The organism is Fluviicola sp. (assembly GCF_039596395.1).
In the GTDB taxonomy this organism is placed as follows: domain Bacteria; phylum Bacteroidota; class Bacteroidia; order Flavobacteriales_D; family Crocinitomicaceae; genus Fluviicola.
This window is the reverse complement of record NZ_JBCNJT010000001.1, coordinates 981,225-1,006,719: the sequence shown is the minus strand read 5'-3', so window position 1 is coordinate 1,006,719 and position 25,495 is coordinate 981,225. Positions and strand designations below refer to the sequence as shown.

Sequence of the window (25,495 nt, the reverse complement as noted above, 5' to 3'; positions counted from 1 at the left end):
TTTAGAAGTACCGGCTTCAACTTTTAAACTTGCCGATATATCCATTCAGAGAATCAGATATATTTGCACCGAACGATGACTATATGAAACAACTACTTTTACTCAGCACCGCCGGCATGCTGATTTTCAGTTCCTGCAGAACCACACAAGGTATGCAGATAGAGGTTCAGAGACCTGCGAATATTTCTGTCGACAACTCTATTAAATCTTTAGCCCTGCTCAATCATTCCATTCCCGGAAAAGAAGGATTGCTGGAAGGGACTTTGACATTGGAAACTCCGAAGCAGGACAAAGAATTATCGAATGAATGTATCAGGGGCATCGATCAACTGCTTCGAACAAGTCCAAGATTTGAAATCAAACAATGCGACAGTTCCATGATGGCTTCCAAACCCGCAAGCATTGATTTTGGTGCGCCCATGAATTGGGACCAGGTTGATAGTATTTGTAAAAAATACGGAACGGATGCTGTTTTAAGCCTGGAATTCTTCGATACCGATTTTAATGTGATCAATCCGGCGGCAACAGCGGTCAATACGGTTCAAAACATGTTGAACGGAAGCGGTGCAGAAGTCGAAATAACCGGGAAAGCTACTGCAAGGGCGGGCTTTATACTGTATTATCCGGCTAAAAGAACCATCGTTTACCAGGATGCATACAAACAGGGAAAAACATGGGTACAGCGCTCTGCAAATCCGGTAGAAGCTATTGGCCGCCTGATCAAACGAAACGAAGCCTTGACCGAAGTAAGTTATTATACCGGCCAATCTTTTGCACACGACCTGGTTCCGCTTTACTTCTGGGAACAGCGTATGATGTATGTCAGTAAAAAAGGACGGATGAGTATCGGTGCCCGGCAGGCACTTACCAGGGACTGGGAAGGAGCGCTGAATACCTGGAAAGAAGAGTATGATTCGAATCCGAAATCCAAGATCAGGGCACGTGCGGCATACAACATGGCGCTGGCTTATGAAGTACTGAACGACTTGCAAAGTGCGAAATCCTGGATACAGAAATCTTACGTGGAAGGTGGCCAGGACGAAGCTTTACAGTATTCCAACATTCTTGAAAAACGGATCCGGGATTCACAAAGGCTGGAAAATCAAACCAATTGAATTTAAAGAGTCATGAGACAAGACTTTTAGCGTCAGACAGAAAAATATCCCGGTAACGACTAATTCGTCTTAACTCTTTTCAAAACTTTTCAATTTTACCATTTTCAATTTTCAATTGTTTGAGAAAGTTTCCCTAACTTTGTATCCATGTCGGATTTCGTTGTTTCTGCCCGAAAATACAGACCCCAGACCTTTGATACGGTTGTTGGGCAAAAGGCAATTACCAACACACTTAAGAACGCAATCAAAAACCAGCATTTAGCGCAGGCTTTCTTGTTTTGTGGTTCGCGTGGAGTTGGTAAAACAACTACTGCACGTATTTTAGCGAAAACAATCAACTGTTTTAACAGAACAGAAGCTGTAGAAGCTTGTGATCAGTGTGAAAGCTGCCTTTCCTTCAACGAAGGTGCTTCCCTGAACGTTTACGAATTAGATGCGGCATCCAACAACTCCGTAGACGATATCCGCGGATTGATCGACCAGGTTCGTATCGCTCCGCAATTGGGAACTCACAAGGTGTATATCATCGACGAGGTTCACATGTTGTCTACAGCGGCTTTCAACGCTTTTTTGAAGACTTTGGAAGAACCGCCTGCTCACGCGATCTTCATTTTGGCAACCACTGAAAAACACAAGATCTTACCGACGATTTTGTCGCGCTGCCAGATTTTTGATTTTCAACGCATCAAAGTCAAAGACATTGCCGATCATTTGGCACACGTTGCTACACAGGAAGCCATTTCTGCTGATCCGGATGCCCTGCACCTGATTGCTCAGAAAGCAGACGGAGCACTGCGTGATGCCTTGTCTATTTTCGACCAGATCGTCAGCTTCTGCGGAACAACCATTACCCATAAAGCGGTTTTAGACAATTTGAATGTATTGGATCACGATTATTATTTCAAAGTCGTGGAAAATGCATTGAATGAGGATATTCCTGCGTGTTTACTGTTGTTCAACGATGTGATGGAAAAAGGATTTGACGGACATCATTTCCTGGTAGGACTGGCAGAACATTTCAGGAACCTGTTGATCTGCAAAGATCCCCGAACGGCAAACCTGCTGGAAGTCGGTGAAGCAACGGAAAAACTGTTTGTGGACCAGGCCAAGAAAATCGACGGAGCCTTCGCCCTGCGTTGTTTGGGAGTGCTCAGCAAAGCAGATGTGGATTACAAATCCGCAAAGAACCAACGCTTGCTGGTCGAATTGACCCTGATGCAAATCTGTTCGGTTAAATCTGAGCTCGAAAAAAAAAATCCTTAACTGATCCGGTTCCCATCATTCCGTTTGTCGGGCAAAGCCTGAGAAATGAATCCAAGCCTGTAAACAAACCTTCCGTAACTCCCGAAAGAACTGCTTTTTCGATGAAGCCGGAAGCAAAAGTACTATCGGCTCCAACCGGGAATTTAAACTCCAATAACTTATCGATCAATCAACTGATCGAGCAGCAAAAAGCCAAAGCGCAGGTTCCTCAAAGTGATTTGCCGAAGAAGGAATTCCACCGGGATGATGTGGTACGCCTTTGGAAAACCATGGCGCATACGCAAAAACTGAACGGGCAAGACCAGGTCTATCACGTGATGATCAAACGCGAACCTGTTCAGCTGGATGAAACAACTTTCCAGTTTGAAGTGGACAATACCATCCAGATGACACGCCTGGAAGCAGCGCTCGGAGAAGTAATGGCATACATCCGCAAGGAAATCCAAAACTACGACCTGGTTATCCAATTGGAAATGGTCAAAGACGCCCCGGAAGAAGTGAAATACCTGAACGGTCCGGACCGTTTTGAAAAATTAGCGAAGAAAAATTCAAACCTTTTCGACCTCAAGAACCGTTTTAACTTAGACATCGATTATTAAACATATGAAATTAGTTGAAATCAGCATGCTTTGCCTGCTGCTTATGGCAAGTTCCTGTAGTGATGAAACTACCACAGATTCGGACATCACAACAGAAAAAACCGACGGAAAAAGCAATGAAAGCTTTGACGCACGGGCTAAAAGAGAAATCATGGCATCCCTGGCTATTCCGGTGAATGAAAAATTCACTCTGAGGATCTACAAGGAATACATCAATGCAGATACCATCGAGGATGCCATTATTACTGTTAATCGCCTGGAATATGCGATGGACGAAGCGATCAAAAATAACCGCGAAGCGAAAGCTGCAGAAATCGGGTTCACCGGGAATTACAACTACATGTTCTATTACGACGGTGCAATTGACCGCATTTCAAACCCGATCTTTGCTCCTTCCAGCCCGGGAAGAGAATTGGACATTGAGTTCCGCTCCATCGTTGCTCCTACCCGGAAAGATGTGATTGTGGGTTACCGAATCCGGAATTCAGGCTGGAAAAGTTATTTCTCCGTATTCAACGAGCACGACCTGATGATGGTTTTCCAGTGGAAATCCTTTGACTTTGCTGGCGAGGATCACCCGGAAGCTTTGGTTCACTCCTATGAGGAAAATCCGAACCAGGTACCGATGGATATCGCGATTTATGAAAGTGAGATCGATTCTTACACGAAAAACATCGGGGACGTTTACAAGTACATTCCTTCCATCACGAAGAAAAAAGCGTTGAAACTGAAATTCTTCCTGGACCCTGTAGCGAAAAAGTACCGTCTTTACCCGGAATTTGCCAAAAACTTACCGAAGAAAGTATGAGTTCCGTGGAAGGGAAAATAGCAATTCCGTCTTCGCTCCGTTACCGGAAGATCCAATCCGGAGACCCAGTGAAGCACCTGGTATATGTCCTGCACGGATACGGGCAATTGGTGGAATATTTCAGTAAAAAATTCGAAGGTATTCCTGCAACAGACGTTTTATTCGTTTTTCCGGAAGGAAGGCATCGTTTTTACCTCCGGGGAACTTCAGGAAGAGTGGGCGCTTCCTGGATGACCAAAGAATGGCGGGAAGAAGATATCCGGCTGAATATACTGAGTTTAGACCTCCTTCACACAGAAATACTCAAGAGTTATGCTCCCGAAAAAATAACCGTTATCGGTTTTTCACAAGGCGGAGCAACTGCTGCACGCTGGCTGGCAAACGGAAACATACACTGCGATCATTTCATTTCCTGGGCCAGTGTTTACCCACCTGATCTGGCTGTTGAAGAACACACCGGTTTGGCTGTCAAAAACACTTTCGTTTTGGGAACGGAAGATGAATTCTTCCCGAAAGCAGACCAGGAAATACTCATCGAGGATTACCAGTCGCGCGGAATTCACATCGCCCGTTTCGAAGGAACGCACGACATTCATCCGGAAACACTTATAAGCATTCTATGAAACAGTTCTTAATACTCCTACTTCTCAGTGCAAGTACGCATTTCAGTTTCGGACAGGAAGACAAGGAGCTTTACCTGAAAGATGAAGAAGAGGAAACGACCGAAAAAAAGTTTACGCCTTATAATGAGATCGGGGCTGATTTGCACTTCTCTGCGGGTACTTTCGGTGGAACGGGCGGAATCGGGTTAAAATTCGGAATTGTACGCAATAAATACCTTTCTTTCGGACCTTCCGTGCGTTATCACTATTCGTATTACAAAAACTACGGACTTACCGGATCTTATTCGGTTTACGGAGGCGGTGCATTTGTTCACGGACGGTTTTTCAATTACCTGTTCGTCGGATTCGAATTTGAATTGTTGTCCAATCCTTACAGCTACACCAACGGAATCATTTCAGCAAAAAGAGCCTGGGCACCAACCGGATTGCTTGGTGGCGGATTTTCACATGCTTTTGGAGAAGAGCAAAACTTTCGATTGAACGCAGGAATCATGTATGATCTCATTGATAATCCGAACAGTCCGTTCAGAGCCGGGTATTTTATGAAAAAACAAACCGCGAACGGCCAACCGGGTGCACTTATTCCATTGATTTACCGGATTGCGTTTTTCTTCAAGCTTTAGCCTGAAGAAAGTTCAAACGTTTAAAAGGTTTAACCGTTCAAATTGAACTATTGAACTATTGAACTATTGAACTATTGAACTATTGAACTATTGAAAACGGTATAGACCGCCATATCCGAATAGTTTCCTTGGAAGAAAATCCGGTCCTTGAAATGCGCTTCTTTTTCAAATCCGAGGGATTCCAATAGGTAAATAGCTCCCCTGTTTTCCGGTGAAACAAACGCTTCGATGGCATGCAGGTTCATTGGACCAAACCCGAAAGAAACGATTGCTTGAACAGCTTCCAGCGCAATGTTCTTGCCCCAGTAATCAACAGAAAGCTCTCCGCCGATCTCTGCGCGGTTATTCAGGTGGTCAATGCAATTAAAGCCACAAGTACCAATAATTCCCGAACCATCTCTTAGAACTCCTGCCCAGCCGATACCTGCTTTCGAGTCGTATGCTTCAGAAGTCTTTTTGACCAATTCTTCCGCAGCTTCTAGGCCGGCCATGCTATTTCTGGCAATAAACTGGTTCACGCGCTTGTTTTGACGCATATGCATAATTTCCTGCGCGTCCGTCAGTTCAATCTTTCTGAGGAGCAATCTTTCCGTTTGAAGAACCGGAAACTGATCGAAAATCTTGTGATTTATTTCCATAAGCTAAAAAGTTACCTTCGACTCCACTCAGTCACATTCAAAAAAAAATCCTCTCCGAATACGAAGAGGATTTATCCCTTATTATTTTACTGTTCCCATTGGTCCGAAATCAACCAGTTCCACATAGAAAACCAATGTGGAGAATGGCGGAATGGTATTCGGATCCGGAGAATCTTTTCCGTAAGCCATGTTTTGAGGAACGTATAATTTGTACTTCCCTCCTTTTTTCATGAATGGAATACCGATCGTCCATCCCGGAATTACACTTCCCAGGTTAAACACCGGGATTTGCGGTCCGTTCAGGGAAGATTGCAAAGTATCGCCTTCTGTATTCATCAATACGTAATGTGCTTTCACGTCGCTGGTTGCTGTCGGGCTTCCACCTGTTCCTGCCTGGATGGTTTCCATATACAATCCGTTCGGCAATTCCTTAATGGATGCAATCTGCTTCACTTTGTTGAAGAATGCTGTTTCCTTTTTGGTCACTTCACCCATCACACGTGTGTTGATCTTTGTCATAAAGTCTTTCAGCATGGTTGCTTTCACATCCTTTGCGATCAACGTATCTTCTTTTTTCAATCCCAATTCGAAACCGTAAACCAGGTATTCTTTGTCAAACTCATCGTAGGATTTCGCTTGCTTCCAGCTGGATTTAAACATTCCCCCGATGAATTTACCGATACATAACGAAGCATCTTTCGCATATTTTTCGTTGAATTCCTGCTGAGTCGGTCCCAATAAGTTCTGGATCGTTGTCTGACAAGCTGCATCAAATGATTTCTCATCAGTCAGTCCTTGCTCGAATCCTTTCAGGATTTGGTCCTTATCGTATTTCGCGAAATTCGGGTCCTGAAGCAATTGTCCTGCATTGTCCGCCCCCATCAAATAGGAGATTTGCTGCTTCTGTGTATTCAAAGGAAGCACTCTTCCTTTCTCTTTATCATCGCCGCATGCAAAGGTGATTGCCAATAACAGGGAAGCCAGAATGATTTTTCTCATCTTAATTGTTTTCAATTCCTAATAATTCAACGTCAAAAATAAGGGCCATGAACGGTTTGATCGCTCCACCCGGATGCGGATGTGCTCCGTAAGCCAAATCCTGCGGAATGTACAAACGGTACTTCGAACCTACAGGCATTAACTGTAATGCTTCTGTCCAGCCTTTAATAACCTGGTGCACTCCGAAAGTTGCCGGAATTCCTCTTGTCACCGAACTGTCGAAAACCGTTCCATCAATCAGCGTTCCGTGGTAATGAACATTTACCGTATCCGTACTCGTCGGTTTCGGTCCGTTACCCAATTCAACCACCTCGTACTGCAAACCGGAAGCAGTTGTTGTAACTCCCTCTTTCTTCGCATTTTCAGCCAGGAATGCTTCTCCTTCGTTCTTGAACACTTCAAATTTTGAAGTGGTAATTTCCTGAATGTATTTCTGGATAATTTCATTCGCCTGGTCCGGTGAGTATTTCATTGTTTTCCCGTTGAAAACATCCGAAATTGCTTCCGCCATTACTGAAGGATCAATTCCTCCTAAATCCTGCTGCATCAAACTGTCTGCAACGCTTAGACCGATGCAGTAGCTAACTGCCTGAATATCTTGTGACATAGTTTTAATTTGGGACAAAGATAACTCTTAATTACAAATCCCGAATTACGAATTGCGAATGATGGTTAAAATAAGTCATTTAAAGATCTGAACTAATTTTAAACCGCTGAATAGCTGCATGAATCTGTTAATCTTAAAAATTCGCAATTCGCAATTCGCAATTCTTATAAAATCCAATGCTTACTTTCTCACTCCACTACCTATCACCTGTCCGTACATCGACATTTCAAGCTGCATGCTTCCGTCTTCCTGAGGTTTGAATTCCATTACACCGTTAGTGCCTCCCTGGCGAATAGCCTGAAAAACCGTGGCGGAAGATGGGAAAAAACGCATATCCCAACCCGATTTATTCGTATTATATACCAAATGGCCGTCGAGATAAGTAATCAGATGCTTTTCATCCGGGTTTTCCGGGTTTGCATATTCACCCACATACTGCCTGAGAACTTCTTCTTTCTGATTGACCTTCTTCACGAACTCATTGGAAGCCGGTTTTCGATCCAGGATCTCCGTGATTGTTTCATACGGGCAAGTACCGTTTTTGAAGTTGTTCAGGATAATAATTGTGCGGTCATTCCCGGAACTGTAATGCATTAGGGTAATGTACCCGTCCCAGCTTCCCGTATGCCCGTAAGAGATCGAATTGCTTCCTTTTCGCACATCAAAACCAAAACCGTACTTCACTTCTTTATTCGCTGAAGTTTTCGTAATTGCCATCACCTCTTCAAACTCCTGTGCCGTAAGTAATTGGTTATTTTTAATGGCATTCATCCATTTATACAGATCTTCCACGGTAGAATTCACCTTTGCAGCACCATAAATACCGTCCATGTAACGAAATGCCATTTTTCCAATCCGTGGATCGTCCGGTGTTGCTTTTTCAAAAGAATTTTTAATCCATTCGTAGCCGAAAGCATAATTTTTCAGTTTGCGCGGAGCTTCCCTTCTGCAATAAATAAAGGTGCGGTCCATTTTCAACGGACGGAAGATCTTTTCAGCCAGGTACGTATCCAGCTTTTGTCCGGAAACCCGTTCGATGATTACCGCTAAAAGCACATAATTCGTGTTGGTATATCTTTCCTGTGAATGCGGTGGAAACTCCAGTGTATCTTTTCGTTCTGCATAATAAGCCACCACATCCTGCGGGGTTGCTATGCGTTCATTCTTCCAATTGTTGGTAAAGTTTCCGAACAGGAATTCAGGGATGCCGCTCGTGTGATGCAGCAAATCATAAATGCTGACTCCTTTAAAGCTGCTCAATTCCGGAAGATACTTCGTAATATCGTCTGTATAATCCAGCTTTTTATCTCTGTGAAGCAATGCAATCGAAACACCTGTAAACTGCTTGCTGCAGGAGGCCAGTTCGAAAATAGTCTGAGCGTTATTCCATTCTTGTGAAAGCTCATTGCTATATCCTTTTCCTCCTTTGTAAATGACCTTTCCTTTTTCAGCTATCAATACACTTCCGCTGAATTGATTTTGCGCTGCCAGAGCAGTGAATAACGAATCCAATCGTTTTTCCGTGCGTGATTTTTGTCCGAAAGATAAAAGGCTTGTAGCGAGAAACGCAGCTGTTAAAATGGTTTGAATGTTCATATTGTTTTGAAATCGATTTTTCAAAGGTACGAAACATTTCGTACGAAACAATATCCAATCATTTTAATTCACAATAATTCTCCTGAAACAATTTAATCCCGGTGGTATTTCCTTTGTTCTTCTTCATAGCGAGGAAGGTTCTTCTTGTATTCTTCCACGTTCCAGGTCATTCCCCAGTAATTGACGTAATCCTGGAGTTTTCCAAGGCCCACACTTGCCCGGCGTTTGTCAACATTGTCCGGATCTTCCAGCGGAAGTACATAATTCTCACCGCTTTCCCGGAACATCCCGATCTGGCTTCCGTAAATCTGTTTTTTTCCCTGCCCCAAAGCTACACGGTCTTCCAATAAAGCCAGACTGGAAGCAGCTGCGTTTCCTTTTGCAACTGCTTCACGCATCATCGGCAAATACTGTTCCTGTGTTTTCTGATCAGCATGCTGGATCACCAGGAACAGGGTAGAATTTCCTTTTCCGCCCACAATGTCGGCACCAAGCCAGCCTCGTGTGTCCAAAATCTTTTTGACTTCTATCAGATTGAGGGAGTCTTTCAGGCTGATCACTTCCCAGATAGAATCCATTTGCGTGGATTCCCAACCGTATTTTTCCTGGATAGCGTTAATTTGCATCCGATGCGATTGGTCATCTTCATAAATCTTATTCAACTTAGCAACCAATGGCTTATCGAAATTTGCTTCGGCTTTTTCTTTGTTTTTTTGAACCTGGCTGATGATTTTCTTCCAGCGCTTATCCTGGTGCAGGGAATTCAGATCGGTATCGGAAGTAATGTGTTCCAGGTTGGTGTAACTTCCGTTTTGCGTGATCTTAAACAACTGCACGAAAGCAGAATCCGGATTACCCGCTAATGCCCACGAGCAGGCCGCATTGTAGCGATCTCCGGTATGCCCTTTTCCGCCAAAAGCAACAAAAGCTTCCGCATACTTTTCTGCGGAAGCCTTGTACTCTTTAATTTCATAAAAACCAAATGCCTGAGTTACCAGCGAATCGTAAAGTTGTTTCTGCTGTGCATTGGCGTTTCGCACCCAGAAAAAACAACTCACTAATAAACTGAATATAAATGTGGTTCTGATCATTTGATAATTATTGGGCTTTGTTATGGGACAAAAGTAGTTCCTTAACAAGCCAAATACTTGTAGAATTGGGACTCACCCGTCAAATTTCCAAAAAATGTCTTCTTCGCCCATTTTTTGAACGGAACTGAAAAAGTTTCCGGGAGTTTGTCCGGTCAGTTCTTTGAACCGGTTCGTAAAGTCCGACTGATCGTAATACAAACTGTAAAGGGAAACCTCTGTCAGGTTTTTCATTCCCATATTGATGGCTGCCTGGATACTGGTTCGGAACTTGACCACTTTTTTATATTCTTCGATCGAACAATCGAGGTGTTTGCGGAAATGGCGAAGCAAGGTTTTGCGGTTCACACCGATCTTTTCAGCCAATTCATCGACCTGAATCGTGCCAAAACTGCTGAAAATATGCCCGATTGCCTGCTGTGTAATGTTCAGATCGGGATTTATCCGGAAACGTTTTTCAAACAATTGGTCCAGTAAATCTCTTTTTTGTTCCGGATTACCTGCCTGGAATATCTCATCCAGTTCCGGGTAAATATCGGGGTTCCAGTGGGAGAATTCCAGCGTTTCCTTATGATGCAGCTTTTGTACCGGTTCCGAAATAAAATGATTGATTCCCAAAGGATGGAATGCCACACCCAGTTTCTGAAAAGGTTCAGGCAGTTCGACGCGGATTTGCCGGTCGTAATTCATCGTATACCGGGTAATGATGGAGTTTTCGGTTTTGTAAGCCGTGAAACCGTGTTTAAAATGCGGATAAAAGACAAAACCGCGATTCGGGTCCGCTTCATCTGCTTCATGAAAATAATAGTAGGAAATGTATGTTGCAATTAGTTCGTTCTTCGGTTTAACTGTTACAAAACGCTCCATGGGCTAAAATTAGCTTTTTGCGTTTTAACTGCCATTCTCACATCCGTATATGACCGTTAAAAAAGCTTCTTTTCCATTTTGATATTTCCACGCTCATACACTCCCTGTTCCAGCTCGATTTCTTCGAAACCGTATTGGCGGTACAGCTGAATGGCGGGCGTCAGAATGGTATTGGAATACAGGATCAATTTTTCAATGTTCCGTTCCCGGGCAACTTTCAGGCAGTGTTCCATCAATACCTTCCCGATTCCCAATCCGCGGACATTTTTGGAAACGGCCATTTTACCCAATTCAAAAATGGAATCGGTTTTCTTCAGAAGCGATGCGGTACCCACTATTTCATTTCCGTATTTTGCAAAGAAGATCAATCCGCCTTTATCGATGATCTGTTCCTGCGGATTGGAAAGCGAAATCCGATCTCCTTCTTCGACGTGAAAATATTCCTCCAGCCATTCGTAATTCAGGACTTTGATGTATTCTTTCAGTTCCGGGGAATACGGGATGATTTCAATTTGCATGCTGCAAAATTAAAAAATGTATGGACGGTGCAAACAGTAGGGACGCGATGCGTCGCGTCCCTACTGTTTTTCAATTATTCAACGCCTGTTCAATATCTTCCCAAATATCCTCCAGGTGTTCCAAACCGATGCTCAAGCGCACCAATCCGTCGGAAATGCCCACTGCTTCGCGTTCTTCCGGTTTCAACTTGCTGTGGGTGGTCGATGCCGGATGTGTGGCAATACTTCGGCTGTCGCCCAGGTTTGGAGTCAGCGAGAACAAATTCAGGCGGTCCAGGAATTTTCTTCCGGCTTCCAATCCTCCTTTGACCTGGAAAGTGACAATTCCACCACCATATTGCATCTGGCTTTTTGCGGTATCACGCTGCGGATGCGAATCCAGGAACGGATATTTCACCCACGCAACCTGCTTGTTTGATTCCAGGCGCTTCGCAATTTCATAAGCCTGAGCACAATGTTTTTCCATTCTCAGATGCAGGGTTTCCAGTGATTTGGAAAGCACCCACGCATTGAACGGTGATAATGCCGGCCCACTGTGACGCGCAAATCCCTGAATTTGGGTTATGATTTCTTTGGTCGAAACGATCAGTCCTCCCAGCACACGGCCTTGCCCGTCCATGTATTTCGTTGCGGAATGAATGACAATATCCGCGCCGAGCTTTAACGGTTGCTGTAAAACCGGCGTAGCGAAACAATTGTCGACCACCAGCAATACCTTTTTCGCTTTGCAGATTGCTGCCAGTTTTTGGATGTCAATAATGTCCAAACCCGGATTGGAAGGTGTTTCAATGTAAACGATTTTCGTTTCCGGCTGAATGGCTTTTTCGTAGCCCTCGTAATCGATTGCATCGACATAAGTGGTTGTAATTCCCCATTTCGGAAGAATATTCACGAATAACTGGTGCGTAGACCCGAAAACCGACTTGGAAGAAACAATGTGATCGCCACTCTGAAGCAAAGCCGCAAAAGTGGTAAACACTGCTGCCATTCCCGTAGCTGTTGCCCAGGCTGCTTCTCCGGCTTCCAAACGCGCTACTTTTTCCAGTAATTCATCCACATTCGGATTGGAATACCGGGAATAAATATTGGCTTCGATTTCATCGGAAAAGGCTGCACGCATCTGCTCCGCATCGTCAAACACATAACTGGATGTGAGGTATAAAGGAACACTGTGTTCTGCTTCCTGCGAACGCTCATTCTGAATGCGGATCGCTAAAGTTTCGTTTCTGTAATGATTCATGATTGATGTCTGACTTCTGTTTGAATACTTATTTCCGGGCGCAGGGATGCAGAAACCGAGCAATATTTTTCATGGCTTAGTTTTACTGCGGCTGCCGCTTTTTCAAGATCTACTTCCTTGTTGAATGCAAATACCAGGTGAATGGTCTCAAATGCCGCCGGAACAGCATCTTTACGGTTAGCATCAATGTTCACTTCGTAAAAAGAAACTTCCTGACGCTGTTTTTGAAGAATCAGCAACACATCTATCGACATGCAACCTGCCAGCGAACTTGCAAGTACTTCCATCGGTCGCATTCCCTTGTTTTGTCCTCCGATTTTCTCCGTTGCATCCATTTTCAGGGAAGCTCCCGATTCATTGCTCGCTTCCAAAACGAAAGGAGCTTCTACCAGTTTCAATGCTAATTTCATGACAATTCTTCGATTAATCGGGTGGATTCCGATGCGGAAAGTATGGCTCCATTGTTCAACTCAACACTATCTGGAATGACCGCCAGGAAATAATCGGAAGCATCGTTCCAGTTTTGTTTTTGTAATTCTTCGTACGTCACTCTTCCGATCTTGTAACTGTGAGATTGTCCTGAATAGGTTTCCAGTGTCTCAACAAACTCCACTTGGTCCAGTTTTTCCTGGGTTGTAGCACTCAAATAGACTTTCAGGGAAAAATCGTGCTCGAAATGCAGGATTTCTTCCGTTTTGGATTTTTTGTACTCGTAGGCATAATCAAACTGCAATGCGGAAATATCCGAAAGTACCGCACTCGCTGTCGGGTGGCTTCCCGCACCTTTTCCAAGGAATAACTGTTTATCGGAAAATAACGCTTCCACTACTACCGCATTGAACTCATTTTCTACATTGAATGCAAAATGATTGTTCGGAATCAGGTGCGGAGCCACAAAACCGATTACCTGGTTATTGATTCGCGTTCCGAACGCCAGCAACTTGATTTTCAATCCTTTTTCACGGGCATAAGTCGCATCCCAATCTTTCAGGTGACGGATTCCATAATTCCAAACGGCCTCCTGTTTCGCAGTAAATCCGAAGGCATGTTTCAACAGTAACACTAATTTGTATTTGGCATCGAATCCATCCACATCCGAAGTCGGATCCAATTCGGCAAAGCCCAGGTCCTGTGCATTTTTAAGCGCTCCATCAAAAGATTCTCCTTCGCTTGTTTTCGTGAGAATATAATTCGTGGTCCCATTTACAATTCCGTTGATATTGGAAAGTGAATCGTTGTTGTAATATTCCTCCAGGTTACGGATAATCGGAATGGAACCGCCTACAGATGCTTCATACAGGAAGGAAACGTTGTTCTCTTTCGCCAGTGAAACCAATTCGTCCAGGTAATAAGCGATCAGTTTTTTATTCGCTGAAACCACGTGTTTCCCGGATTTCAATGCACGCGTCACGATCTCGTATGCGGCTTCGTAATCGTTGATCAATTCCACCACTACATTGATTTCTTCGTCGTTCAGAATGCGGTCTGCATCCGTACTGAAATAACCCGGATCAATGATGCGTTTCTTGCTTAAATCCTTAATTACGATGTGTTTGATCGAAGCCTGTAAAAGAGTGGTTTTGTTCAATACTTCGTATAATCCGGTTCCTACACATCCGAAACCGAATAATCCTATTGTGAGTTGTTTTTTCATCTTAGTTAATCTTTAAAAATTGTTTAATGTGGTTCGTTAAGGTTTCCGTTTCTACCAGAAATCCGTCGTGGCCAAAGTCTGATTGTAAGCGGACCAGCCTGGCATTTTGTAACTGATTTGCGAGTTCTTCCTGCTCTGCGACCGGGAATAAAAGATCCGAATCAATACCGATCACCAAAGCAGGCATGCGACATCGTTCCAACACGTTTTCATCCCGGTTCCGGAACACATTGTGTGAATCCATTGCTTTGGATAAATACCAGTAACTGAATGCATTGAAGCGTTTTGCCAGCTTTTCTCCCTGGTATTGCTGGTAGGAACTTGCTTTGAAACCGTCAAACCCGGAATGGTCTTCTTCGCTTTGAGTAATCCGGTAACCTTCGTAAGTGCGGTAACTCAACATCCCGATTGCGCGCGCAGCTTTCAGGCCTTCCTCTCCTCCATCGTGTTTTTTCGAATAAAATGTCTGATCGGCCTGGATTGCCATGCGCTGTGCTTCGTTGAAAGCAATTCCAAAGGGTGAATGTTTCAGGTTGGTTGCAATGGGAATAATGTGCTCTATTTTATCCGGGATGATTAATGACCATTCCAATAGTTGCTGTCCGCCTAAAGATGCCCCGATCAACACATGGATCCGTTCGATCGTTAATTCTTTGCGAACCAATTCCAATGCTGCTGCCATATCACGGATAGTCAGTACGGGAAATGCATCGAATTTTTCCTCTTCGGGAAGCTCTTCGCTCAAAGGCCCGGTAGAACCATAAGCACTTCCGGGAACATTTACGGCTACAATGAAATAGTCTTCCGGATCAAAACATTTTCCCGTTCCGAATAAATCGCCCCACCATTCCTGTACCCGGTGATTCCCCGTGAGTGCATGACACACCCAAACCACATTCGAACGGTCTTCATTCAGTGTTCCCCAGGTTTGGTAAGCCAGCGAAAGGTTCGATAATTTCTTTCCGGATTCCAAAAAGAATGCGGCGTTTGAAGAATAGATATGCTGGATTGGCTGCAAAGCCTGTTCGCTTTCACGAACTAAATACGTTGTTGACATGATAAAATATGTTGTAAATGAAAAATAAAGTTGACCGAAGAATTAACAACAGCAACAACAACACATTTGACCGGAAATAAAATTGAAAGAAGTTATCTGCCGCGGCAGATGAAAATAAGGCTTGTAAATTTTTGCTCTTTTCATAACACACTATTTATATTCGTCGGATACACTTTGTATCAAACTCGGAAGTTGGCACCGGTTTTCCAATCCCGACTGTTAGTGTCGTGACTTAAAGTTGGTTGCCAGAGGGTCAAAAAGTCCGTCTCTCGCCTCTTCTGTATAAACTACTTGTATTCTCGCTTAGAATTACGGCACAAAGATTCTTAAAAGAAATTGATAAAAGCAAATGCTAATGCAAGAAAAAATAAAAAAATGGTAATCTGAATGGAAATTGACGGGTCGTCAAATCCATCTCAAACCCACATCCACACTTACCAAATAGACACATGTCTATCCGTATTTTAGCACTCCGAAATATTCACCGGGATGTTCGTCGCCAATCCGCCGTCGGATGTTTCCTTGTATTTCTCATTCATATCCAAAGCGGTTTCCCACATGGTTTTGATGACCCCATCCAACGAAACTTTTGCTGTATCCGGATTTCCCTGTAAAGCCAACTGGCAAGCCGTAATTGCTTTGATTGCTCCCATCGTATTCCGTTCGATGCATGGAATCTGCACCAATCCTCCGATAGGATCACAAGTCAAGCCCAAATGATGTTCCATCGCGATTTCCGCAGCCATCATGGCCTGATCCGGATCACCGCCCAAACATTCTGTCAAAGCTGCAGCAGCCATTGCGGAAGAAACACCGATCTCTGCCTGGCAACCGCCCATTGCAGCGGATATGGTGGAGCGTTTTTTGAAAATACTTCCGATCTCGGCAGCAACTGTCATGAAACGGATAATATCTTTATCTTCTGTTCCGCCTGCGAAACAAACGTAATACATCAATACGGCTGGAATAACGCCCGAAGCTCCATTTGTAGGCGCTGTTACCACTCTTCCGAATGCTGCGTTTTCCTCGTTTACCGAAAGGGCAAAACAGCTTACCCAGTTCAGGGTATTTTGGAAAATATTACTGGTCGACTGAATTTGTTTGATGAAATCCTTTGAATCTTTACAGGCAATTCCGTTCAATAAGCGCCGGCTCATTTCATAAGCGCGTCTTTTCACATTCAACCCTCCAGGAAGTGTTCCCTGCGTGTTTACTCCTCTGTAAACACATTCACGCATCACATTCCATATTTCCAGGCACCCGGCAAAAGTTTCTTCCTGGGATCTCCAGGTCAATTCATTGCGCAAAACGATTTCAGAAATACTTACTCCCTGCTCGTCGCAATACCTTTTCAGGTCTGCAGCCGTTTCAATCGGGAAAGGTAATTGCACGGCATCTGCCGATTGGGTTTCTTCCTCGCCTTCTTTTACCACGAATCCGCCACCAACGGAGTAATACGTGTGCGATTCCTGCGAACCGTCCATCATAAAAACGGTTAATGTCAGCGCGTTCGGATGACCGGGTAATGATTTATCAAAATGAAAGATCAGGTCTGTTTCGGGGTCAAAAGTAATGACGTGCTCCCCGCAAATTTCCAGTGTTTTTGTCAGATGGATCCGTTCAAATTTCGGATCGATGGTATTTACAGCAATGGTAACGGGATCTTCCCCCATTAATCCCAACAGAACAGCGATATCCGTTCCGTGTCCTTTACCTGTTTTAGCCAGGGATCCGTACAAATCCACATGAATTCGTTTGATTTCGCTGATTCCCGGATTGGTCTTATATAAATTGATGAATTGCTGTGCTGCTCTCCAGGGTCCCATTGTATGAGAGCTCGAAGGGCCTACACCGATCTTGAAAATATCAAAAACACTAATTTGTTCCATTGGGTGAGTTTACTGCGACAAGATTAAGCAAAGAAATTACTTGACAAGTCTCTGCAAAGGTAAGTTTTCAGTACGGAATTGTTAAGAATTCTGAGTTAAATAGCCCGAAATAAAACGTTTTTATTGGATTCTTAGAATTACCTCACAAAAACCCATTCGGAAGCTGAAGACTGTTTTTCGTCAAAAGAATACCCGTCTACATTATAGCTTTTCAGGTCTTCCGCGTTAGTTAATTCATTCTGAATGATGTAACGCGCCATAGCACCGCGGGCATGTTTTGCGAAAATCATAACAACTTTGTATTCGCCATTCTTGAATTCTTTAAAGACAGGTGTTACCACCGGATTTTTGACCTTCTTCCACAAAATAGCCTTGTTGTACTCGGCAGAAGCCAAATTGATGATCGCTTCTCCTTTTTCGGTTTCTTTCAACAAGGATTTAGTCAGTTTATCTCCCCAAAACTGGTACAAATTGGAAATTCCTTCCTTGATTTCCCAACGTGTTCCCATTTCCAGCCTGTAAGGATGGATCAGGTCCATGGGTTTCAGCAAACCATACATTCCGGATAAGATTCTCAGGTTTTTCTGAGCTTTTTCCAATTCTTTCTCTGAAAGCGACTCGGCATCCAATCCCTTATAAACTTCCCCTGTAAACAGGAAAGCTGCCGGCTTCACATCTTCGGTTGGTTCCGGCGACAAATGCCAGGATTTATTTCTGTTCATATTCAACTCGGCAATGTCTTTTGAAACATGCATCAATTCCATGATGTCTTTTGCTTTCAGCTTTTTCAGCTTTCCTACGAGTGATTTTGCCTCTTTGGAAAATGCGGGTTGTGTGAAATCAAATGCGGGAAATTGGCAATTTTCGTTGATCGACTTTGCAGGAGAAATGAGAATCTTCATAATTGATTTTGCTTTGCCCAAAAATACGTCGAAAAAATCAAACTGGTTTTCCGGAAAAAGAAGAATCGCCTCAATCCCTGGACCGAGGCGATTCTCACGCTATGAATAGTGTTTAGGTGTCTGCTATTTATTTCAGCAAGGTAACATGGCCGTCCAATTCTGTTTTTTTATCGTTCGATTTGTTCTTTACCTTGATTTTCCAGATGTAAGTGCCATCCAGCAATTTTTCATTGTGATAGGTTCCATCCCACCCTTCTTCATAGTTCAACGACTCGAAGATCAGTTCTCCCCATCTGTTGAAAATAGACAGGTGATAGCTGTTCACATCAAATCCGGAAGTCAGAACCGGTTTGAAAACATTGTTAAACTCATCTCCATCCGGTGAAAACGCATTCGGAACATAGTAAATCAGGTCTTCTCCTACGTGAACGGTTTTGAAAGTCGTATCAGTACAACCATCGCTGCTGATTGCCACCAGGTAAATGTCGTAATACGATGCTTCTTCATCCGGGAAGACATGTGTCGGGTTCTCAGCCGTACTGCCTAAACTTCCATCTGAGAAGTCCCAGGAATAAGTTGTTGCCCCATAAGAATTATTGAAGAAGTTCACAAAGGTATTGGATGTTTCCAATTCGGTCGGAGTCATTTCAAAATCAGCCACCGGATTCGGATATACACACAGGAATGCAGGTCTTGTATCCGTATTGGTACAACCTTCCGGGGTAGAAACAGTTAGAGTGACATCGTAACATCCAGGCTCCGTTAATTCCATGTCTACAGATCCGCAACCCGTATACGAATCGCCGTTGGATAAAGTCCACTGACAATCCACCAGGTTTCCGGTTGACTGGTTTGTAAGTGTTGTAATCAAAGGAGAACATCCTGCAACCTGCGTAGCTGAAAAGTCAACCTGCGGAATAGGGACAACCGTTACCTCGATCACGTCCGTGTTCTTACATCCGTTTGCGTCCGTGCCTTCTACCGTATAACTCAGCGTGGCTGTCGGAGAAAACGGAACACCGTCTATGACATTATTGTCCCAAACGTAAGTTACTGCACCCTGCCCGTTTAAAGTAACGGACTGTCCGTCACAAATCGGATAATCATTCCCTGCAACTACATTCGGCAAATCCCACACTCTCACCAGTACACTGTCATTAATCTGATTCGTACACATAGAAACCGAACTTTCCTGAACAGAGATCAATTCATAGGTAAAATCCCCCGGAGCATTGGTCGGAACCGAAATAGTAGATTGTCCCGAAACTGAAACCAGTGTCTGAGGCGCACCGCCATTGATGGAATAGGTAAATGTAAACGGTGAAACGCCATTTGTTCCCTGGAAAGTAACGATCGGCTGGTTTTCATTCAGGCACAAGCTTGTATCTCCCGCAATCGTAGCACTCGGAAGTGGATTCACACTGATTGTTGCCGTTCCGGCCTGGTTTGCAGAACAAGCCGTGGCAGAAGCATCCTGAACACTTACCAAACTGTAGACAAAGTTCCCCACCGTGGTAGAAGGTACGTTTATTACCGCATCATTCGAACCGTTCGGAGTTGTTATGGTTTGCGAAACACCATTCAGTGTATACGTAAAAGTATAAGGTCCCACAGTATTCCCTCCCGTAAAAGTTACCTGCGGCTGATTGGAGAACTGGCAGATTGTTGTAGTTCCTGCAATGGATGCAGTCGGGAGATCATTTACGGTAATGGCTACATTTCCCTGCTGCTGGTTCAAACAAGTCGTTGTGCTCGCATCTTCCACGCTGATCAAACTGTATTGATGCGTTCCTGCCACATTGGTAGGAATGGAAATGGTTGCAACTCCCGCCGCATTGGACGTAACTTGTAAAGGAGCTCCGTTATTATAGGAATAGGTAAATGTATAAGGTGCTGTTGCATTCGATCCGGTAAATGTAACTGTCGGCTGTGCGTCGTTGAGACAAACGGTCGTACTTCCTGAAATAGCCGCTGTCGGCATCGGATTTACCGTCAATACTCTGACATCGGTATTCGTACACCCAGCAGCACTTGTTCCTGTGGCCGTATAACTGGTCGAGCCTGCCGGTGGCGTTATGACTGTTCCGTTAGGAGTATTGGCTCCCCAAAAATAACTCACTGCATTTCCCGTAGCAACCATTGCCATTTGATCGCCTTCACAAACAGAAGCATCTGCACCCGCATCTACTGTTGGTAATGCGTGAACCGTTAACTGGGTGGTTGTAACTGCATAACAAGGTACACTCGGAGTAAATGAGACGGTATAAACCTGTGAAGTTGTGGTCGTACTGGATGACAAATCCAAAACCCCGGTATTTGCATTGATTGTAATGGTAGCAGGTGCCACACTGTAGGTTCCTGCCAAAGGAGTTGAAAGCGCCGGTGACGGATCTGCCGCATCCATACAATAATCCGTATCCGGATAAGTTAAGGTATATGGATTCGACGGATTTACAGTTATCAAAACCTGATCTGTTGCCGGACAACCGTTTACATCTGTTCCGTTTACGGTATAAGTGGTGGTGGTCGTCGGCGCAAACGGTGTTCCGTTAGTAACGCCATTATCCCAGACAAAATTAGTTCCTCCTGCTCCGTTTAGCGTCACATTCTGGCCTTCACAAATGGTTTGATCCGGTCCACCGTTAATGGAAGGAGTGAATACATTTACTGTAAATGGCAAAGACTGGCACAATAAAACTCCATTGTTGTCATACAATCCCGCTACAATCACTGTGTCACTATAAACAGGAATCGTAATGGTATTCGAAGACGGTGTGTTGGAGCCGGGAATGTCCCAACCGATATTTGTTGTCAGACATGGTCCCGCATTGATAAAAATATTATCCAGTCCCCAGTTATCACAACATCCTCCGGAGGAATTGGTCTGGATCCATCTGAACATCGTATTTGTTGTTGCTGCCGCTGCCGGAATAGGAATAGAAAATTGACTCCAGTTTGTATAGGCTGTTGCCCCGTTAATAGAAGCATTTCCCCCCGGATTCGTTCCAAGCTGGAAACCCCATGGACTGAAATAAACAAACTCGATCCAGGTTGCACCACCATCAATACTGTATTGAATGGAAACTCCTTCGTCCTGTTCATCCGGACCTTCACATGGAACTGCCCCACCCTGGACCGCGTACCTCATTTCAAAATCCAGTGTTCCTCCCGAACACACGTCAAAATTATCGGTCGTGATCTGGGGAGTTCCCGCTGCTGTAGAAGCCCAGAAATAGGGCGTATTGTCCAGAGAGTTCCCGCACAACACCCCGTAATTTGCTGTTCCGGAAGTAGACCAGCCCGCAGGCAATGCGTTGTTATTGAAGTTAAAAGACTGATTGGCCTGCGTTACCGTTCCGGTAGCAGTTAATGTGATCACGGCACCCGGACAAACGGTCAGCGGGGACGGATTGGTTATCGATACTTCGCATGTTTGAGCATACCCGGTAAGCACACCGAGTAAGCACATTATGAGTAATGTTGCTTTCATAGTAGTTCAGTAAATTTTAATAGTTTCTAAGTCGAATATTCTCGTTCAGGGGAGATTCCTGTTATTCGACTACCAGATTTTCAATGCGTAATTCCTGGAAGTTCCACGCTCCCGAAAAATTTGGATTACGTAAGTAGACTTTAGATTTGTCATCAGATCCGCAGGAAGCGGCATATACCTGATTTGGCGACAAACTAACATAGTAGAGGCTTTCGTCACTGCCATTGCATCCGGAACACCCTTCTGCAAATTCGGTTACGATATTAAATCCGACATGTAATGCATTACTTGTCAGGTTCTCAATTTTTAAAAAAGCAAATTGATAAGCTTGTTTTCCCGGTTCAACGTCACATAGGCCTTCCACGTAGGAAACTTTTAATTGTGGAGTGGTAATGAGCGAATGCTCCTCCTGTGAAAACGCTGTCGAACAAAAAAGAACGCATGCTGCCATACTTTTTGTCCATTTGAACAGATCCTTTTTCATAATCTAACAGTTAGTAGTCATTGGTCTATTTCAGTAGACTAATGGTTCGTTAATAGATGTGTGTTTTTTACAATAACCCGTCAACAGTAATTTTAGTCAAGTCATCTATTTTCAAGACTCCTTATACGACTAAACAGTCAGTCAATTTTTTCAAAACGCAACAGTCGATTACAATTCTACTAGTTTAGTCGAATATTAAGACTCCGAAGAGATAGTTCGATAATTTGAACTATTGTAGTTTCAGTTTGTTCGCCAGAGGAACTATAACAAATTTAAAAGAATTTAGCTCTTAAACAAGTAAATCGGGAATTATTATTCGAAAAACTTTAAGTAACGCGGGTATTATCGAAAAAAAACGAATGTTATGGAATTCAAAAACGTAGGGGCGGAAAATTTTCCGCCCCTACGTTTTATAAAAGATTATCCTGGTTATTTCCAGCCAAAATGTTTCTCAGCTTCATCAACGATCTGCCCCCCAATTGCCAGGGATGCTGTTGCTGCAGGAGACGGAGCATTCAATACGTGGATGGAATTTTCGTGGAATTCGAAACGGAAATCATCGCGGGTATCACCATCTTCTGCCAATAGTAAAGCCCTCACTCCTGCTCTTCCCGGATGAATATCTTCCATGGTGAGCGTAGGAATAATCCGTTGCAGCGTTTTCAGGAACAAACGTTTGGAGAACGCACGGCGGTATTCATCGATTCCGAATTTCATGTTATTGAAAAACAATTTCCAGGTTCCTTTATAAGTCAATGCATCTACTGTATCTTTCAGCGAGAAGTCTGTTTTTCCATAACCTTCGCGTTTAAAGGTAAACACAGCATTCGGACCGCATTCGATCTCTCCGTTGGTCATTCTTGTGAAATGAACCCCAAGGAACGGGAAATCCGGGTTTGGAACCGGGTAAATCAGGTTTTTCACCTTGTGTTTGGCTTCTTCGGTCAATTCGTAATAATCTCCCCGGAAACCAACCACTTTTTCTTTGAGCTTCACCCCGTCTTTTTTCGCTAAACGATCAGCCTGCAAACCTCCGCAGAAAACCAGGTATTTCGCTTCAATATTCCCTTTATTGGTAGCAATGATGGTCTTTTCAGCTGAGCGCTCAATCCCGGTCACTTCGTGGTTCAGTTTCATCGCACTCTTCGGCTGCATGGAAAGGGCAATTTCCGCCATTTTTTCTGTCGCTCCGCGGAAATCAATAATTCCCGTACACGGAACCCAGATACCACCGATGCTTTCCACGTAAGGTTCGATTTCTTTTACACGCTTCGCATCGATCATTTCAATTCCCTCCGTATTGTTTGCCAATCCGTTTTGAAAAATCTTTTCCATGTTCGGCAATTCAGACTGATCGACCGCCACAACCACTTTTCCGCAAACATCGTGTGCAATGTGGTGCTCTTTGGCAAAAGCAACCAGTTCATGTCGGCCCGAAACGCAATTCTTCGCTTTCAGCGATCCCGGCTTATAGTACAATCCACTGTGAATTACCCCGGAATTGTTTCCCGTTTGATGATCTGCCAGATGTGGCTCTTTCTCAATCAAAACAATCGCTAAATCCGGGTAGCGCTTCTGCATTTTATAAAATGTCGCTGCGCCTACTATTCCACCACCGATAATTGCTACGTCGTATGCCATGAATGTGTAAATTTTCTGCAAATGTACTAGAAAAAGCAATAGTATATAATGACTACATTTGAACAGCTTCACAAAAACGGAAACTAAGGGAAGGATGCAAAAAGAAAAAATTCACTTCGAAAACCTGGATGGATTGCGGTTCATCGGTGCTTTCATGGTGTTTTTGTTCCATACTTTTACCATAAACCGGGAAGTATGGGGCGATTTTTTCGAGTCCGCTCCTTTTTTGTGGGTGCGAAAGCTGACTTCCATCGGGCATTATGGGGTCAATTTATTCTTTGTCCTTAGCGGTTTTTTGATCACTTATCTGCTGTTGAAAGAATTGAAGGAACGGGGAAAAATCCATGTCGGGTTCTTTTTGGTGAGGCGTATCCTGCGACTTTGGCCACTTTACTTCGTCATTGTTTTATTCGGATTTTTCATTTTCCCGCATCTTCCGTTTGGGATACAAACCGTGCACGAATTCTGGCGATACGGTTTATTCCTGTCAAATTTCGACGAACTGATCAACGGCAGCAGGGATTCCATCAACTTTCTCTCAGCCACCTGGAGCGTAAGCATTGAAGAACAGTTTTACATCGGCGGGGCATTGGTGATCGGATTTTTTCAATGGAAGACGATCCGTTCTTTCCGGATTTTCTTTTTAACGGTAATAAGCGGGTCTTTCGCTTTCAGGTTCTATCATGCCGCAGATCCGAACCTTCTCTACTACCATACGCTGAGTGTTATTTCAGATATGGCGATCGGAGGTCTGCTGGCAACACTGGTCTTTGAAAATCCATCCATTCAGTGGGTCGAAAACTTGAAAAAGTGGCAGATCGGTGTGATTTACCTGGTAGGAACCAGCTTTCTGTTTGCTTCCCATAAAGTACTTCCGGGAAGACTGATTTCACTGGAAAGAATCATCTCCGGCGTGTTCTTCGTCTTTGTCCTTCTCGAACAATTGAAAGCAAAACATTCTTTCTTCAAGGCCGACCGGATTCCCTGGTTTCAGCAGGCCGGAAAACTCACTTACGGATTTTACCTCTTCCACTGCCTGTTGATCTTCTACCTCTGTAAAACATTCGAATTCCTGAACTGGACACAGCAAGCCGGGTATTTTATTCTTTATTTCGTACTGCTGCTTTTTTCGAATAGTTTGCTATCTATCCTTTCCTACCGCTATTTCGAAAAACCCATTTTGAAACTTAAACGTTATTTCAGAGCATGATTGCTATTGACCACATACAACCTGAAGACAACGCCGCAATTGCGCAGTTGATTCGTGAAGTGCTGACAGAATTCGGAGCCAACAAACCCGGAACGGTTTTTACGGATCCGACAACAGACCATTTGTTCGAACTCTTCCGTGCAGCGCATTCACAGTATTTCATTGCTAAAGAAAACGGGATTGTTGTAGGTGGTTGTGGAATTTACCCGACAACCGGCTTACCCGAAGGATGCATTGAGTTGGTCAAACTTTATGTGGCTAAAAGTCATCGCAGTGCCGGTTTGGGAAAACAACTCATGGAAAAATCCATTGCAGCGGCCATTTCCGAAGGTTTTGGAGAAATTTACCTGGAAACGCTTCCGGAATTGCATATCGCAGTAGGCTTATACGAACATCTGGGATTTGAGTACCTGGATCGTCCGTATGGAGATTCCGGGCATTTTGCCTGTGATTTGTGGATGAGCAAAAAAGTTTAAATGTTGAATTGTTCAAACGTTCAAAACAGATTTTAGTTTAACCCTTTTGAACCCTTTGAACCTTTGAACTTTTTGAACATTTTGAACCTTTGAACTTTTTGAACATTT

At 43.8% G+C, this 25,495-nt stretch carries 24 protein-coding genes and 1 riboswitch; of the genes, 8 read left to right on the top strand and 16 right to left on the bottom strand.

The features are described 5' to 3' along the window. Positions 1–83: 83 nt before the first annotated feature. From ABDW02_RS04190 to ABDW02_RS04165, 6 genes are all read left to right on the top strand, one after another. On the top strand, positions 84–1,115 hold the full coding sequence (locus ABDW02_RS04190; RefSeq protein WP_343632405.1) for a DUF6340 family protein: 1,032 nt from the start codon (positions 84–86) through the stop codon (positions 1,113–1,115). Positions 1,116–1,262: 147 nt separating this feature from the next. Further along, positions 1,263–2,378 (top strand): DNA polymerase III subunit gamma/tau, encoded by a 1,116-nt coding sequence (gene dnaX, locus ABDW02_RS04185; protein WP_343632403.1) that lies wholly within the window; start codon positions 1,263–1,265, stop codon positions 2,376–2,378. Between the two features lie 101 nt (positions 2,379–2,479). Next, positions 2,480–2,977, top strand: a complete 498-nt coding sequence (locus ABDW02_RS04180; protein ID WP_343632401.1) for a hypothetical protein — start codon at positions 2,480–2,482, stop codon at positions 2,975–2,977. A 4-nt stretch (positions 2,978–2,981) separates the two neighbouring features. Continuing rightward, positions 2,982–3,785, top strand: coding sequence for a hypothetical protein (locus ABDW02_RS04175; protein WP_343632399.1), 804 nt, complete (start codon positions 2,982–2,984; stop codon positions 3,783–3,785). Beyond that, entirely contained in the window at positions 3,782–4,408 is a 627-nt protein-coding gene (locus ABDW02_RS04170; protein ID WP_343632397.1) for a dienelactone hydrolase family protein, read from the top strand. The genes ABDW02_RS04175 and ABDW02_RS04170 overlap by 4 nt, the downstream gene beginning before the upstream one ends. Further along, complete coding sequence (locus ABDW02_RS04165; protein WP_343632395.1) at positions 4,405–5,031, top strand: hypothetical protein; 627 nt, start codon at positions 4,405–4,407, stop codon at positions 5,029–5,031. Before ABDW02_RS04170 ends, ABDW02_RS04165 begins: the two co-directional genes overlap by 4 nt. Positions 5,032–5,102: 71 nt before the next feature. On the opposite strand, the gene ABDW02_RS04160 is transcribed toward ABDW02_RS04165, so the two are convergent. The 16 genes from ABDW02_RS04160 to lhgO all read right to left on the bottom strand — a co-directional run bounded on the left by ABDW02_RS04160 (position 5,103) and on the right by lhgO (position 23,701). Next, positions 5,103–5,669, bottom strand: a complete 567-nt coding sequence (locus ABDW02_RS04160; protein WP_343632393.1) for a GNAT family protein — start codon at positions 5,667–5,669, stop codon at positions 5,103–5,105. A gap of 81 nt (positions 5,670–5,750) precedes the next feature. Next, positions 5,751–6,668, bottom strand: coding sequence for an FKBP-type peptidyl-prolyl cis-trans isomerase (locus ABDW02_RS04155; protein WP_343632391.1), 918 nt, complete (start codon positions 6,666–6,668; stop codon positions 5,751–5,753). A 1-nt stretch (position 6,669) separates the two neighbouring features. Next, a complete protein-coding gene (locus ABDW02_RS04150) occupies positions 6,670–7,293 on the bottom strand; it encodes an FKBP-type peptidyl-prolyl cis-trans isomerase (protein WP_343632389.1) in 624 nt (207 codons plus the stop codon). A 162-nt stretch (positions 7,294–7,455) separates the two neighbouring features. Then, complete coding sequence (locus ABDW02_RS04145; protein ID WP_343632387.1) at positions 7,456–8,871, bottom strand: serine hydrolase domain-containing protein; 1,416 nt, start codon at positions 8,869–8,871, stop codon at positions 7,456–7,458. A 92-nt stretch (positions 8,872–8,963) separates the two neighbouring features. Beyond that, positions 8,964–9,962 carry a DUF6624 domain-containing protein gene (locus ABDW02_RS04140; RefSeq protein WP_343632385.1) on the bottom strand — a complete coding sequence of 333 codons (999 nt, stop codon included), beginning with the start codon at positions 9,960–9,962 and terminating at the stop codon, positions 8,964–8,966. A 72-nt stretch (positions 9,963–10,034) separates the two neighbouring features. Continuing rightward, a complete protein-coding gene (locus ABDW02_RS04135) occupies positions 10,035–10,826 on the bottom strand; it encodes a helix-turn-helix domain-containing protein (RefSeq protein WP_343632383.1) in 792 nt (263 codons plus the stop codon). 56 nt (positions 10,827–10,882) lie between these two features. Further along, on the bottom strand, positions 10,883–11,344 hold the full coding sequence (locus tag ABDW02_RS04130; protein ID WP_343632381.1) for a GNAT family N-acetyltransferase: 462 nt from the start codon (positions 11,342–11,344) through the stop codon (positions 10,883–10,885). 70 nt (positions 11,345–11,414) lie between these two features. Beyond that, positions 11,415–12,584: an O-succinylhomoserine sulfhydrylase gene (locus ABDW02_RS04125; protein ID WP_343632379.1), complete on the bottom strand. Its 1,170-nt coding sequence runs from the start codon at positions 12,582–12,584 to the stop codon at positions 11,415–11,417. Then, positions 12,581–12,994: an OsmC family protein gene (locus ABDW02_RS04120; RefSeq protein ID WP_343632377.1), complete on the bottom strand. Its 414-nt coding sequence runs from the start codon at positions 12,992–12,994 to the stop codon at positions 12,581–12,583. Before ABDW02_RS04120 ends, ABDW02_RS04125 begins: the two co-directional genes overlap by 4 nt. Next, positions 12,991–14,238, bottom strand: a complete 1,248-nt coding sequence (locus ABDW02_RS04115; RefSeq protein ID WP_343632375.1) for a homoserine dehydrogenase — start codon at positions 14,236–14,238, stop codon at positions 12,991–12,993. Before ABDW02_RS04115 ends, ABDW02_RS04120 begins: the two co-directional genes overlap by 4 nt. Position 14,239: 1 nt before the next feature. Further along, positions 14,240–15,295, bottom strand: a complete 1,056-nt coding sequence (metX, locus tag ABDW02_RS04110; protein ID WP_343632373.1) for a homoserine O-acetyltransferase — start codon at positions 15,293–15,295, stop codon at positions 14,240–14,242. 151 nt (positions 15,296–15,446) lie between these two features. Then, a riboswitch (SAM riboswitch) is annotated at positions 15,447–15,584 on the bottom strand. Between the two features lie 175 nt (positions 15,585–15,759). Then, positions 15,760–17,184 (bottom strand): L-serine ammonia-lyase, encoded by a 1,425-nt coding sequence (locus ABDW02_RS04105; RefSeq protein WP_343632371.1) that lies wholly within the window; start codon positions 17,182–17,184, stop codon positions 15,760–15,762. Positions 17,185–17,321: 137 nt separating this feature from the next. Beyond that, on the bottom strand, positions 17,322–18,086 hold the full coding sequence (gene yaaA / locus ABDW02_RS04100; protein WP_343632369.1) for a peroxide stress protein YaaA: 765 nt from the start codon (positions 18,084–18,086) through the stop codon (positions 17,322–17,324). Positions 18,087–18,213: 127 nt separating this feature from the next. Then, the gene (locus tag ABDW02_RS04095) at positions 18,214–21,576 is read right to left on the bottom strand and encodes a gliding motility-associated C-terminal domain-containing protein (RefSeq protein ID WP_343632367.1); all 3,363 of its coding nucleotides are present in this window, start codon (positions 21,574–21,576) and stop codon (positions 18,214–18,216) included. 61 nt (positions 21,577–21,637) lie between these two features. Then, positions 21,638–22,060, bottom strand: a complete 423-nt coding sequence (locus ABDW02_RS04090; protein WP_343632365.1) for a hypothetical protein — start codon at positions 22,058–22,060, stop codon at positions 21,638–21,640. 429 nt (positions 22,061–22,489) lie between these two features. Continuing rightward, a complete protein-coding gene (lhgO, locus tag ABDW02_RS04085; RefSeq protein ID WP_343632363.1) occupies positions 22,490–23,701 on the bottom strand; it encodes an L-2-hydroxyglutarate oxidase in 1,212 nt (403 codons plus the stop codon). A gap of 94 nt (positions 23,702–23,795) precedes the next feature. On the opposite strand from lhgO, the gene ABDW02_RS04080 reads away from it, so the two are divergent. Together ABDW02_RS04080 and ABDW02_RS04075 are read left to right on the top strand one after the other, a co-directional pair. After that, the gene (locus ABDW02_RS04080; RefSeq protein WP_343632361.1) at positions 23,796–24,911 is read left to right on the top strand and encodes an acyltransferase; all 1,116 of its coding nucleotides are present in this window, start codon (positions 23,796–23,798) and stop codon (positions 24,909–24,911) included. Next, positions 24,908–25,387: a GNAT family N-acetyltransferase gene (locus tag ABDW02_RS04075; RefSeq protein ID WP_343632359.1), complete on the top strand. Its 480-nt coding sequence runs from the start codon at positions 24,908–24,910 to the stop codon at positions 25,385–25,387. Before ABDW02_RS04080 ends, ABDW02_RS04075 begins: the two co-directional genes overlap by 4 nt. Positions 25,388–25,495: the final 108 nt, after the last annotated feature.